This is a genomic window from Sulfidibacter corallicola (genome assembly GCF_017498545.1).
Lineage (GTDB): Bacteria > Acidobacteriota > Holophagae > Acanthopleuribacterales > Acanthopleuribacteraceae > Sulfidibacter > Sulfidibacter corallicola.
Genome location: NZ_CP071793.1, coordinates 9,314,208 through 9,329,349, shown reverse-complemented (window position 1 = coordinate 9,329,349; position 15,142 = coordinate 9,314,208). Strand labels below are relative to the sequence as shown.

Sequence of the window (15,142 nt, the reverse complement as noted above, 5' to 3'; positions counted from 1 at the left end):
CTTGTTAATTTCCTGTTGGATAAGCCGATATTACCCGAGGGCCAATTTTGAATACCTCGACTTCGATACCCTTTACAATTAACCGATGCATTGTCGCTTGATTATTTATTTGGCTAAAAATAGCTGGCGAATCACCTACTTCCAATATTGCTTGAATAATGTCACTATCACTCCAAGAGTTAGGGAATAGAGTGCTTTTTTTGATTTTTGATAAATTGCCATCTGAATACTGAGTAATAAATTTTACAACACGAGTTCCATTAGGATTAGTGCTTAATACCTCAACTGCATAATCTGGATTCATCTCGTTTATTAAACTTGAGTGCCCGCCTCTTAATGTATTGCCAGGTAAAACTCTTTCTCCGAATAATATTTTATTTAACATGGTGGTTGAAATGACGGTGTTCCCTGAAGGACTAACTGTCATCTCCCATCCATCAAGTGCAGACCAGTTTATTCGGGCGCTTTCTATTATTTCATCAGCCTTAGACCTAAAAGGAGCAAGCAGCTCATCCATTGTATCGAGAGCTTCCTTAGCTACCTTCCGCTTTCCGTATGCCGGTATTAGATCATTGACCGATAGTCCCGTCTCCACACCCGTGACGGCCTCAAACGTACCACGTAATGCTTCTTCACCAATTAAGGCACCTTGTGGCGTCAAAAGAATATTGGACAGCGAGTAGTAAATCCATTTGCTTCCAACAACGGGATTCCTGAGGAACCACCAGGTATTTCTACCAGCAGCCAAGCTTGCTCGACCCGCACCGGAGATCACCCTTCCACCAACAGCAGCCGTAGATGTACTGGCCGTGATTGCTGCTGCTCTCCTTGTGAAAGCTGCATGATCAAATCGCTTAAGATCGGTTCTCCCTGTTAACCATCTGATCGGACCTCCAGAATTCACCCATTGAACCCTTTTGATTGGATCCATTATGGGAATGCTTGATCCTTCTACTAAATAGAGCTCACCATTGATTGAGACCTCGAAATCACCGCCCATTTCTATGAGTTTTCGTTGATCTTCTGAATACTCCTGCCAATAGACATTGTCATCAGCGTCTCTGTACGAGGTCCGATGGGCCAGCCCATCCGGGTCCCAGAACAGGAAGGGGTTGGCGCCGGCGTACGCGTAGGGTTCGTTGATCGTGCTGATGTCGTAGATGTCCGGCTCGCGGTAGTCGGGATTCAAGAAGTGACCCAACCTCGGGTGGTAGAACCGGTGGTGCATGTACACCAGCCCGGTGTCGTGGTCGTAGGGGTGCCCGCCCAAGCCCAGCGGTGGGGTGGGGAACAGGGCGTCTCCCGCGAGTGCCAGCCCTTCGGACGGCAGGCTCTGCCCGCCCGCGTAGGGCGGCGCGCGACCCGGCGCGGTCGCCAGCAGCTCGCCCCACGGGCTGTACGGCGTGTAGCGGACCTCCCCCGTGGCGGCGTTCTGCCACGCGAAGGGCGTGCCCAGGTGGTCCGTCAGGATGTAGGCGTCGTAGCCCGAGCCCGTCAGGTCCTTCAGGAACGTCGGGCCCAGCGGGCCGTGGCCGATGACGTGGGTCCACTGCACCACTTCGCCCTCGCGCTGGATACCGACCGCCACCACCCGCGATCCCTGGTAGACGTACACCAGGCGACCGTCCGTCGCCTGCGACGTGGCGCTGACCCGCCGGTGCCGCAGGTCGTAGGCGAAGGTCTGGATGCCGCCGTCCGCGCTGCGGATCTCCCGCAAGCGGCGAAACCCGTCGTAGAGGAGTTGGTGCCGGTTCCCCTCGCCGTAGTCCAGCCCCGTCAGGTTGCCCACCGCCGCGTCGTAGTGGAATCGGTGCGCGCCCTGTTCCAGAATGCGGCGGTCGTCGGCCGCCCCGTCGCGGGTATTGGCTGCATTCACCAGTGGCGCCTTCTGCGGTCCGGCCGTACGCACCAGTTGGGACATGATGTCGTGGACGACCTCGCCGTAATCCTCGTCGAAGGTCTGGGTCGTGCCGCCGAAGTCCCGCTCGATCCCCGTACCGGTCAGCTTTCCGTGCGCGTCGTACCGAGGGCTCATCCGCTCGACGAAGCCCGGTCCGAGACGCTCCAACCCGCGGATCGTCGGGCCGTGGTAGGCCGTTCCCTCGGGATCGGTACAGATCGGGCCCGAGGTGTCCAGGTTGTCCCAGTTCAGACGGATCCCCAGCTCGCCGCCTTCTTCCTCGATGCCCGTCAGCCGGCCCTCCGTCTGATCCACCCGGAACCGAGTACCATTGCCCCAGGTCATCCCGGCCGGTATGCCGTTTTCGTAGTTGTCGAAGCGCGTGCCCATGCCCATTGCCTGGACCGAGGTGACGTTGCCGGCGGCATCGTAGCGATAATCGATCGTCGGCCCTTCCCGGATCGAGAGCTGCCGTAGGTGGCCCTGTGCGTCGTAGCGGAAATCGGTCCAAATACCGTTCGGGTCCTGGTGACTCTTGAGCTGGCCCGTCTGGGCCGGGTTGGCGCGGCTCTCCTGAGCCTCGAAATATTGGAACCGCTCCATCACCAGTTGGTCTTTCAGGATTTGGCGGGGCTTCCCGTCCGTCCAGTCGATGCGGTAGTGTTCGGCCTGGAAATCCGCGGCGTGCGTGGTGATCTCGCGGACCTGGCCGGCCTCACGGTGAAACGTTTGCTGGGTCTCGCCACCGATCGTGATGTTCGTCACCTGGCCGTTGCCGTCGTGGGTCAACAGCTTGTCCTGCATGCCCGCCTGCTCGACCCGCACCACTTGGCCCGCCTCGTCGTTGTGCAAGACCACCCCTGGCAGGTTCATGCGCTGCTTGTCCTGGTGCAACTCGTAGGTCTCGCCCGTGCCGAGCGTCATGCTGACGGGGTATCCCCACTGGTTGTAGCTGTAACTGACGAATTGGTGGTGGCGGCGCAGGAAGGTCAAATCGCCGAAACTGTTGTAGCGACGCTCGGTGGGCAGGCCGCCCTTGGGTCGGGTGATGATGCAGCGCACCCGCCCGCCGCGGTGGTAATCGATGTCGTAGGTGGCGACGTCGCCCACCTCGATCCGCTCCGGCAGGCCGAGCAGGTTGTGATCGCGGAGGCGAAGGTCCTCACGGCCGCCGGTGATGCCGGTCAGGATGGTGCCGGTCCAGGCGAAGTCGTAGGCGTATTCCCGCGTCTGGATGCGCTGCAGCCGGTTGTCGCTGTCGCGGGTCGCCTCGAACCGATCGCCATAGCTGTGCTCCCAGGACTTGAGGTTGCCCAGCCCGTCGAAGCGATAGGTTTCGGTGCGCTGATCGGGATGGGTTTGGATGACGCCCCGACCGTAGTCCTGCCACGAGAACGTGGTGGCCTGCTGCTCGAAATCGACGATCTCGAGGAGTTGGCCGGTATCGAGGTCGAAGCGGATCGTCGCCGTTTTGTCGTCGCGGCGGATGGTGTACACCTCGCCTGGCGTCTCGGTTCGCACGGAGGTGGTCTGATCCAGCCAAGTGGTGTCGTCGGATGCGTTCCGGTCGGGGGTGTGGTGCACGGTGACGGCGTCGGCGGCGTCGTCGGTCTTGGTGACCTGCACCAGGTCGGGCGTGGCGTCTGCGTAATCGAAGGCGACAATTTTGCCGCGCACGTCGCGGCCGTCGCCGAGCCGTCCCAGCTCATCGTAGCCCAGTGTGGCCTGGTGCCCGTGGACCGTATCGACCTTGGTGACGCGACCGTAGGCGTCGTAATCCAAGCTGCCCTGCACACTGCCGGCGATGGTCGTGGGCTGGCCGTAGGTGTTGGCGGTGGGTGCTGTGATGGCCAGGTGGCCGAACCCCGCGCCCGCGAATCCGCCGCGGGCGTTGATGGCCGCGCCGCGTGGCACCAGCGTCTCGGGATTGGTGGCGGTGGTGGCGATATGGTGACCGTGCGGGGACACACCCAGCATGTCGCGGATCACCGTCCGATGTCCCAGTTGGATTCGTCCGGAATCCAAACTCGACCCTTCCAGCACCATGTCGCGGGTGAGTCCGGCGGGATCGCGCCATGTCATGCTTCCCTCGAGGTCGGCAAACCCGTTGTCGACGTGGACCTGACCGGCGCCGTAATCCAGCGCGATGCGTTCACCGCCCTCGCCGGTTTCCGCGATCGTCTTCGCGACCCCGAACGCATCGTAGCTGATCGCGACTTCACCCACGTCGTCCAGCCTGGTGCGGGTAACCCGACCGAAGATGTCGGTGCCGAAGGGGATGCTCTCGCTGAGCCCGTCTATCGTGAGAGTGGCTCCGTCAACCCTTGGCTGCCAACGTGTATCGTCATAGGGAAAGTCCACGACCACGCCGGGTTGGATCACTTGGGTGGGCAGATCGGTGTTCCCGTAATAGACGAACGTAGTGTCACGGCCCTCGTTGACGAGGTCCTCGATCATTTCGAGTCGGCTGAGTTGATCGTAGCGATAGCGAACGGCATCGCGGCCCTGGTCGTGATCGACGAACACGTGCACCAGCCGACCCAAGAGATCGCGGTCGGTGGTCTCCACCAGTCCTGAAGGGACGTGGGTGGCCACGGTTCGCAGCAGGCCGTTCTCGTAGCTATAGTCGTAGACGATCTGCTCGTCGTTGATGTCGGTCACCGTGGCGAGCCGGCCCACGTCGTCGTACTGCAACACCCGCTCGATGCCCATGCTCGTGACGACCTCGGGTTCGCCGAACCGGTTGTAGGCGACCGTTTCGGCCGCGACGCTCCGGCCCGGCACCCGAACCGTGGTGACCCGACCGGCATGGCTCTCGACGTCGGTACCGTGTGGCGCATAGAAACGCGATCCTTCGACGTTGCGTTGGTGACCCAAGAGGTTTCTTTGCCTGATCGGAGCGCCGCTCGGGGATAAAAAGGTGGTGATCCCGCGCTCCCCAACCTGAATGCCGCGCTGCTGGGCATTGACGCCCAAAGCGAAGGTGATCCGCAACGGATCGGTGTAGCTGCTGGGCGACTCGAGGAAGGGCGCGGCATGGTCGAACGCCCAATTTTCGCTTCCTTCCAACTGGGTGTGCCGGGTCATGCGGCCTAGATTGTCGTAACCGAACTGCTGACCGAGATAACTGTCGGCGCTCAGGCGCCAGGTAAAGCGACCGTCCCCATCCCGTTTCATCCAAGCCAGAGAGAACGGCGTGCTGCCGCGGCGGTAGCCGCTGGAGAGGAGCATGCCCTCCTGGAGGCTGAAGGTAACCACCGCGTCGGGCGCACCGCCCACGCCGGCGAGGGTGACCGAGCTGGGCAAGCCGTTGGTTTCGCGGACGGTCAGGGGCTGTGAGCCGAACGGACCGATCAAACCCGAAACGACCGTACCCGAGCCCTCATAGCTGAACGCATGCCGAACATCGCCGGAGTCACCGCCCACCGCGGTCATCGCCGTCAAGCGCTTGAGCTGGAAGGATCCGAGCGGCGGGCCGATGGCCTCCCATGTGTAGCGCATCTGGCGCCGAGAAAGGCCATTGCTGTTCGTGGTCAGCGTGGTCAGATAGCCTTCGTCGTCGTGATCGTAGTCCAGTTGGAGACCGTGGGCGGTCGTCAAGCTGTCCACGAGGGAGCCGACCTCCGTGCCTGCAAAGGTGGTGGTCAGGTGCCGACGACCCCCCGCGTCGGCTACTTCTTCCGTGATCTGGTTGGGGGCGTCGGAGGGGCCTCCTCCCGACACGAAGGTCATGCGGTTGCCCCAGGGCGGCATCACCTGTTCGGCCAGTGGCACGGGATGCAACAGGTTGTCGGGCCCATCGATACCCGTTCGGAAACGGAAGACAGGATACCGGAGTTGGTCGGCCACATCGTCGCGGCCCTCCAAGTGACGGTTCCAATGGGCGAACAGCGCGGGATAGGTGGGGAGGGTCGTGGCCCGGGCGGACAGGCGGTAGATCATCGATTGGCGGTGGTCGAGCACCCACCCGTTCTCGTCGCGATGGATTTGGGTCAGCAGGTCGTCGCGGACGTCGAGCACGCGCCCTTCGCGGTCAGGCTCGGCCGAAAGGCGAAACGCCCCCGGCTGCTGGAAGACGACCCGCTGCACGGCCCGCTCACCGGTGTGGAAACCCTCCGGCAGGGCACGCTCGCCCGACAGGGCCCACCAAACCGGCATGGCCATGTAAAGGAGTTGCCCGTCGGCCATGCCCACCCCGAACCGCTGGGGTTCGTAGGCGAAGTGATGGTTGTAGACCCGGCGCGGCGAGATGTCGAGTCGCGCGTCCAAGCTCGAATCGCGATGATCGACTGCCAGTAAATCGGGCATGCGCGCCAACGCGTCGAGGCCCTGGATATGGCGCATCCCGTCCAGGTAGTCGGTGGCTGGCGGGTGGTAGGCGACGAGAAACGGAAAGGCGTTGTGCTCCACCAGTTGGCCCAGCTCGTCCTCGATGCGGTACCGCACCTGCCAGGCGTGGACACCGCTGCTTCGGAGATCGTCGGCGGCACCGTCGCGATAGTGATCGACCAACGACCGGGTGTTGAACGTGAGTAGGTGGGCGGCGTCGCGCTGGGTGGTCTGGCTGAGCTCGGGCAGAGCGGTCGTGCCGTCGCGCTCGAAGGTGAGCGTGACCTTGCCGCGTGAAAGCATCTGAACCGCGAAGCTGCCCACTTCCATGTGGAAGGCCATCGCGTCCTCCGCCCGAAAGACGTCGTCGGTGGCGTGGAACACGATGTAGGGGTTGAAGTCGACCGTGTCGAAGCTGACCGTGCTTTCGCGGCTCCGGGTCCAGCGTTTGAGGTCGAGGATTTCCCAACCGACGGTACGATAGGGTCGGGGCACCACGTTGATCCGACGCAGACCCTGGTGATCCAAGGCGAGCAGGTTCCCATCGTGGAAGGTCATGCTCCAGAACTGACCGGCCCGCGGCGGGAACAGGAAGGCGGCGTGGGCGAATCCCAGGTTGGAGCTGGCATCGCCGGATTCCAGCAAGGCGCGCAGATCCAGAATACTGTAGCGGCCCACGGCGTCGGCCACCGCGACAAGCCCGGTTTCGGCGTCGACGGCCATGGCCCCGATACCCGGTTCGAATCCCAGTTCGAAAACGGGTGCCAACGGTTCCTGGCTGGGTCCGCCGCTGGGCAGGACGTACACCTGCAGCGTTCCCGCGGATCCGCCCTCTTGGATTCGGGAATAGCTGAACACGGCGATGTCGCGGGTCTTGCGCCGGCGGTCGGCGGGATCCACAAAGCTGAGATCTTCGGCCACCCCGGCATCGGTGCCGAACGGTTTACCTCTATCGCCCAGGTTGGGGTAGTTGGTGGTGTGCAACAGGCGGGTGTCGTAGACGACCTGATCGAGATCGGGCGAGGCGTGCACGCTGGCGGGCATGCCGGGATCGAAATGATAGATCGCGGGGAATTGGGCGCCGGCGGCGAGGAACGTGGGCACCTGCGCGCCGCCCTCGGTGCGATTGAAGGCGACCAGGCCGGTCACGCTGCCGGGCGAGCGATACATCGAAGCCACGCCCTCCTGCCTGAGTTCGGCGGCGCGCGGCCGGTCGCTTTCGGATTCGGGTCGGCGACTGGGATCGAGCAACACGCGCATGTCGAAGGCGGTGGTTCCACCGTTCTGGCCCAGAGCGGCGAGAAACCCGACGAACAGGTAGGGGCCGGTTTTGTCGAGCGCGAAGGGCACGCCGGGATGGGTGTCCAACGGATGCTTCTTGATGAAATCGAAACCACCGGCACCGTATCGGAACAGGAAGAGGAAAGGTCGGTTGTCGTAATGGGCGCGGTGTTGGTTCAGGACCGCTACGGCGAGTACCGAACCGGAGGGCAAATCGTCGAGGGGCAGGCGCGTGCGGTCTTCGAGCCGCGCGAAATCCAAGGGCCCACCGCCTTCGAGCCCATCGCCGATTTCCAGCTCCTCGGGCGTGAACAGGCAGATGCGGTAATTCCATGTTTGAGAGTCGGGGGCCTCGGCGTCCATGATCAAGGGATGGCGACTTTTGAGCGCCATGGGCCGTCCCGCCGCGCGCGCGTCGTAGAGGTCGAGCACCGGATTGGTGTCGTTGTCACGCGCCTGATGGATGTAGAGCACGAGATTGCGCAGCGTCGTAACCGCGCCGTTACCGACAACCCAATGGGGCGTGTGGAGGTCGGGCTGGATGGCCTCCGAATCGCGCAACTCCGCCGTGGTGAACGTCAGTGTGAACGGTTGAAACGGCGGATCGTCGGGGTTGGTATCGCGCAGCCCGGTGATGGTCAGGGTGTGCTGTGCGCCGAGCGACATTGGCACCTTGGTCTCGAGGTACATGCGGTCCACGATGCTGTCGGGCTGGATCTCGTCACCGTTGTGATCGATGAACCGCAGCGGGATGTCGCGGTTCCCGGTAAGCGTGACCCGCGATTCGGAGATCCCCGTGACCGGTTCGCTGAAACCGATGTAGAAGCGGGTATCCACGGGGATATCGCGCGCGTTCTTGTCGGGAACGTGCGCCACGACGCGCGGCGCCACGCCGTCGAGGGGGCGCACGGTTTGCCCGGTTTCCCGGATCAGGATGTCGCGTTGGACGGTCGCGGACAACCCGGCTTCGTTCTCGACCACCAGCTCCAGATGGATCAGGCCCTGGTTGCTCACGGCACCGCCGCCGACGTCGAAAACCACTCGATTGGGTTGGTTTGCCGGTCGCGGCGGTGGCGAACCCAGCCCCGAGACGTCGAGCCGCGCGGCGGTGACGGGCTGGTCGCTGTTGACGGTGAGGCGGATGAAGCGGCCGTCCGCGGCGAGAAGGACGTTGCCGCGCAGGCGTTCGGTCTGCCCGGCGTTGTAGACCGGTTGGCCCTCGCGGGTGTCGAAGACCTGCCAGTCGAGCTGGAGGCGCGGCGGTTGGGGGTCGTCGCCAGCCTGCTCGGCAAGGTAGGCGGCCGGATCGAGAAGACCCTGGGACAACACGCGGCGTCGATCCGCGCGGCCCGTGCGGTCATGGTGGGTGGCGTCGGTGACGATATCGGTCCCGACCAATTGGCCGGTGGCGGGATCGACGGCGAAGAAGCTCTGCGTGATGCCGTTGTAATGGGCGATCGCCCGGCCGTTGTCGCCGGTGACGCCCATGAAGTGGTATTCGGGGATGCCCTCGGCCGGCAGCGAAGCGCGGTAGATGGGTGCGCCCACGACGGGAACCATCCCGGGTACGCGGTCATGCCAGGCATGGGGCTCGAACGACCTGCGCTCGATGTCGGCATGGGGAACGCTGGCGACGTCCACTTGCTGGAATTGATAAGTGTAGGGATTGGCCCCGCTTTTGACCATGGTCGTCATGCGCGCCAGGTTGAAACCTTGTGCCCGTTTGGCCTTGCCCGGATTCGTCGGGGGTAGGCCGGGAACCGGCGATTGACCGAGATCGAAGGCGAGGCTCAACCGACCGGACGCCTCGGGCTCAAAACCGTCCCAACGCCCATCGATGCGCCGAACGGTCGCCTGGATGGCCGCGGTCGGAATCGGACTGAGCACTTCCGGACGGGTTGGATCGGCGGGGGCGGCGACCGGAGGGAAGACGGCCGTCAAGATCAGGTCGGCCAGGTCGTCCGTGTCGCCCGGGTCGATCAGGATGCGTCCTTTGAGCGGCGGTGGACGGTCACCCTGGCCTTGCCAGTTCAGGTCGACGCCGGCAAGTGGGGCCCAATCTGCGAACCCATGCAGTGCGGAGACCTCCACGAGGTCGGAAGCCAGGTCGGCCGCGCTGGTGGGCTGTGTCGACACGATCACGGTGCCGGGGTAGTCGACGGCATCGATGGCGAGATCGAGCCGATCGCTGATTCGCATCGTGAACGGACTGGAGCCGAGTTGCCACCCACCGTCGACGCGCAGGGTCGTGACTGTCTGGCGATGGATCGCGCCGTCGGGCGTCACGGCCTCCAACAACAACACTTGCCCGGGCTCGTAGCGGACTTCTCCGCGAAAGGGGCCGCCGGCGAGGGTGAAGTCGAACGACTCTTGGCGGAGGGCCAGGGTGGCGGTGAGCCGGGTTCCGGCAGGGTAAGTTTCGGCGGGCCCGATCAGGTAGGTTCGATCGGATTCGTGTTCCAGGTAGAAACGGCTCAGGTCGATGACGGAAATTTCGGGGAAGGCGGTCGTGAAATTCACCTGGTGCGACTCGGCCAAGGTGTCGCCGTGCAAACCGAGCAGGCCGGCTTCCACGGTCAGGCGGTAACCACGCCCTGGCTGTAAGTTGACTTGCGGCGCCACCTCGATTTCCAACCGACCGGGTGAGACCAGGGTCGAGACCGGTACATCTCTCCCGTCGCTGGTCGCGAGTCGGAGGTTGGCGGCGATGTTGGCGCTATCGCGACCCACTGGCCGGTTGAAAGCGATGACGATGGCGTGGTTGCGCGGCACGTGTGTTTCACCCGGGGGAGGCGCGGTGCCGACGACGCGAAAACCTGCCGCACTCAGGTCCAGATCTCGGCCGGTCAGCTCGGTGCGGCCGACAGTGGACGACAGGGCCAATCGACCGCCGAGGTGGCGTGCGGCGTGGTAGGCTTCGATCGTTCCGGCGGGATCGCGTTGGAACACCACTTGGCGATAGGCCCCGTCGTCATCACTGAGGGCGAACCAGGGATGGTGGTCGCAGGCGATCTCGACGCCCTCGATCCCGGATCCGTCTAGGGTGGCTCGCCCGGAAATCAGCGTCACCGGTTCGTTGAGGGCCACGACCGCGAAGGTACCGCCAGCGGCCATGCTCCCGTCGGTGTGGGCTGTCAATTGACCGGGCCGATCGGGATCCGGCCGGAGCAGGGCCGCGAAGGACCAACGGGTTCGCGTTTCGCGGCGCAACAGCACCAGCGGCCGGCTTTCGGATGGCCGATCCAACCTGACAATCGGATCGTTTGGCAAGGTACCGCCTACCCGCAGCTCGAACCCCGCCAGAGATTCGGCCCCGCCGATCAACGGCAAACCGTCGGTCGGGACGGCGCGGCTGTCGACCACCAGGTTTTGCGTTACGGCTGCGGTGAAATCGAGGGTGACCGAACCCAGATCGTGAAGGGGTCGATCTGCGAGGAACGAGGCCGGATCGGACACGCCGGGGTAGGCACTGAAATGTAAGTAACCGGAGCGGGTCAAATCGAGATCGACCTCGGCTTGAGCACGAACCGCCAAGACGCCGCCCAGGCGGCTGGGCTGGTTTTGGTCACCGAAGCCCAGGCTGTAACAGAAGAGGTCGAAGTGCGCATCGGGCAGATTGAGTGTTTCGGAGAAACGTTCGTGATGTTCGGCGCTGGTGAGGCGAGCCAGGGCGCCGGAGGGGATATGCCCATCGGTGGCGAAACGGGCCTGGACCCGGGTGGCGGGTTCCTGGAGCAAGTCGACCCGCTCGGGATCACAGCCCGCGGTCGCCTGGGTGCCGGGTGGTACCAGGGGAAAGGCATGTCGCTCGAGGAGGGCGCCTGGCTCGGGTGCGGGAAGGGGGCTCCAGGTGTCGCGGACCGCGAAGAGGTAGTCTCCGGTGCCGAGGTCGTCGAGGGCGAGATCGAGTGACGACGTGCCCAGGTTTTCGCGCGCCAGCACGCGCCAAGCGTGACTCTCGCGCTGGAGCGCATACAGCGCGGCGCCAAGGCTAGATTCGGGCAGTTGCTCCAGCCGGCATTGCAGGCGACCGTTGCTGGAGGCCTCCAGGTTGAATCCTCCGGCGGGTGAAAACCCGATGGGCAACAAGGCCGGAAGGGCCTGGGTGCCAAAGGGGGAGAGCCGGGTTTCGCCGCCGAAACCGATCAAATCCAGCGTCGCATAGCCGCTGATGGCACGCGCATCGCCACTGCCGTTGGCTTCGGCTTTGGACGTCAATCGGAAATCGGCCAGGCGCGTGCTGGGCTGATCGGTCTCGATTCGGCGAACCATCGTCAGATACTCGGGCACCTCGACCGTGACCGTCACCGGCATGCCGTTGACGTAGGCCTCGAACCTGCCGTCCGAATCCGAAGTCAGGTCGCGGGTTTCGTGGGGCGTGGTCACGCGAACGGGCAGATTGGCGGCGGGATGGCTGGTGGCGTCGAACAGCAGGGTTCCATGGAGTCGGTGGGCGCGGGCTACGGTGACCCGGCCGGTCTGCTCCGCTCGGTTGCCGAAGCGGTCGACGGCCCGAGCCTGCACGAGAATCTCGTCGCTGGTTCCGTCGTGGCGCTGTTCGCCCAGGAAGGGCGTGCCGTCGGCGGCCTGGTGGATCGGCACACCGTTGAGCGACACTTCGAACCGGGTGATGTTGGCGGATGGCTCGGGCGTCGCGGCGAGGGCAAACGAGCCTCCTGGCAGAACGGTAACCGGATGGCTGAGGGTGATGCGCGGCGGTTCGGTTTGTCGTGTGACGTGCAAGGTCACCTCGGCGCTGTTGCCCATGGTGTCGACGGCCCGGTAGGTCAGCGACTGGGTGCCCGGGGTGAGCGGAACCGTTTCGCGGAAGGTGCCGTCGGTTAGGGGCACGTCCTCGCCGACACGGGTGAATGACGCAATGTCGGCGTACCGGTCGGCCACGCGACCGGCGACTTCGATTTCCGGCAGGTTGGTTTCGTGAGGGTCCTCGGGGCGGAGGATGACGATGCTCGGCGGCTCCAGGTCCAAATAGAGGTCGCGTTTGGCCGTGGCCGGGCGATAACCGCCGTGGGTGGCTCTAAAGAGGTAGGTATTGACGCCGTCGCCCAAGGTAACCGCGTGTTCGAAGGTCCCGCCCGGGTCGACGGTGATGGGCACACCGTTGACGCGCACCTCGGCACCTGCAGGCACCACGCTGCCCCGAAGGGTTTGGCCCGGTTCGCGGAAGGCCGATTCGGTGTCGGGCGCGTTGACCGTCAGCGCGATGTCCGGCAGGTCGGCGGGATCGACGATCGGCAGCGTCAACTCGGCAAGTCCCACGTGACCGGCGCGATCCGAGGCCTGGGCACGCAACACCATGGTGGGGTTTGGATCGTCATCGGCGATGTCCAAGGTGAACGAAGCCCGGTCGCGGTCATGGACGACCGGATATGTCTGCCTGCCGGCCTGAAGGGTGATGGCCTGAATCGGAGAGGGATCCGCCGCGAGGACGCCGATGTCGTGACGACCACCGCGGATCAGGCGTTCGGGTGCCTGGATGGTCACGAGGGGCGGCATCGTGTCGATGCGGACGGTGCGCGTGTCGGTGGCGCTGGCTTGATCCAGGCTCGATTCGGCGACGATGGTGAAGAGGCCTTCTTCGCCGCTGAGCTGAGTCTGCCATGACCCGTCTTCGCCGATCTCGACGAGCGCGCCGTTCACCGTGAGTTGTGCCCGAGAAGGTGAGGCGGTGCCGCGGACCTCGAAGGGTTGGCTGGTCACCAGGGCATCGTTTTCTGGCTCGGTGATGGCCACTTCCGGGGCGAGCGCGCAGGGGCCGGTGTCGTCGCTGGGGTCGCTGTCGGCCGGAGTCACGGTTCCGGCGATGTCCAGGCCCGCGCAGGAGGCCAACGCATGACTGCCGCCCGTGGCGTCGAGGGTGATACCGGCCGCGACGGCCACGCCCGCCCCGTGGGAGCGAACCTGAGTGACCCCGCCGGGATTGGCGATCGTAATGGCCGGTTGGTCTGCCGCCGAGGCAAAGCGGACGGCGCCTTGGGCCTCGATCGAGACGCGACTGGCGCTGTTGTCGGGGTTGCGGTGGTCGACGGCATGGTCGAGCAGTTCGATGGTGCCGCCCAGCGCCCGCAAACTTATCTGCCCGCCGATGCCCTTGCTGGTGAGCGCCAGGGCACCTTGACCTCGACTGAGATCGAAACCCGGATCGGGCAGCAACATGCGGTAGAGTTGGTCCGTTTTGGTCGCGCTTTCGGACGAATCCGCGGACGCGGGCAGCTCGACCGCGACGGCCATCGCCCAGCCGTCACGCTGCGTGCCCAACAGGTCGATGGGCCGTAGCCCGGGTGCCATGAGGCGCAGCTCGGCCGAAGTGCCGTCAAAAATGCCCAATCCCAGGTCCCAGCCGCCGACCGGCGCCATCCAAGCGCCGGAGATGCCGTCTACTCCGTCGCGAATCAGGTAGATCTGCTGGGTCAGGTCGGTGCTTTCGATACGCAGCTCGGCGGGGTTCAGACTGGCCGGCAGATTCAGGAACAACCCGCGGAAATGGGCGTTCGCGGTCGTGGTCGACAGCGCCAATCTGACGGTGTTCTCGCCGCTTTGCGAAAGCGTGACCGTGACCGGAAGGGGAGCGGCGCCGTCGCGCTCGAAATCGAGCGGGAAGGAAAGCTCCTCGCCATCCGCGAACCGGGGTGGCCGTGGGCCGCGAATCGTGAGGTTGCCGGCGGCCTGCGCCCGGAGGGCCGTCGACGCGGGCACCCCTTCACCGCGGAGCCGGACGCCGGTGCCGCGGCGCAGGAACGAGCTGCCGCTGCGTTCCAGGCCGGTGAAGGTGGTGCCGTCCAGGGTCAGGTTCCCGCCGAAACTGGCTAGGCGCACGGTAGGCGCGCGGTTGGCGTAATGGACCGCGTCGACAAGGCCGAGGATGGTGGTGTCGGCGCCTGGCCCAAAGCTGGCGAGGCTCAAGTCACCGGTGCCTTCCTGGGCTCCGGCCAGGCGGATCGAGGCGGTGGATTCGACGGTCAAGGGGCCGAGCGAAGCGACGACGAGATCGCCCGCGCGGCCGAAGGTGCCGGTGATTGTGTTGGCCACGGTGCCTGCGATGCGGATCGAGCCAAACGAGGTGATCCAGAGATTGCCGGTGGCCGCGTTGTTTGCGGCGATCGAGACCGAGGCGCCGAGCGAGATCGCGATCGAACAGCGCGAATGTATGTGGAGCGCGGGCGCGGGTCGATCCGGACCGGCAAAGGTCGCGATGCGGGCCTGGCCGCCGATGATCACGGGGCGGTTGCCGAAATCGAAGCTGGCGGTCCAAGCCGCAGGGTTTTCACCTTCGCGCGTAAACGTGAAAAAGGGGGCGAGCGCGGGGTCAGAGAGGGTCGCCGTCGCCGAGGTGAAGTCCACCAGGATCTCACCATCGATCGTCAAAGCCGCGCCGGCGCAGTCTTCCGCCCCACCAGCCAACAGGGTGGCGGGGATACCCAGCGCCGCGGGAGTCACGACCGCTTCCGGCTGCGCGGTCAGTGGTGATTTCGCCAAGCCCAAAGACATCAGCAATGCGGCGAACATGAAGCGGCGAATCATACGGCAATCCCCCATCCACGATTTCAGCACAGTCGGTTGGCGTTTGGGGCGTGAAAAGCCCGGTGTCGAGACGGACCTCGGCGAGATGCG

1 protein-coding gene is annotated in these 15,142 nt (G+C 64.4%); it reads right to left on the bottom strand.

The window, feature by feature from the left end; translation table 11 throughout:
• Positions 1-4: 4 nt before the first annotated feature.
• Complete coding sequence (locus J3U87_RS28080; protein ID WP_237379105.1) at positions 5-15,052, bottom strand: Ig-like domain-containing protein; 15,048 nt, start codon at positions 15,050-15,052, stop codon at positions 5-7.
• Between the last annotated feature and the right edge of the window lie 90 nt (positions 15,053-15,142).

Bases quoted from the DNA above. Each gene is read 5' to 3' on its own strand.
- J3U87_RS28080 (WP_237379105.1), bottom strand. From the start codon at position 15,052: ATGATTCGCCGCTTCATGTTCGCCGCATTGCTGATGTCTTTGGGCTTG.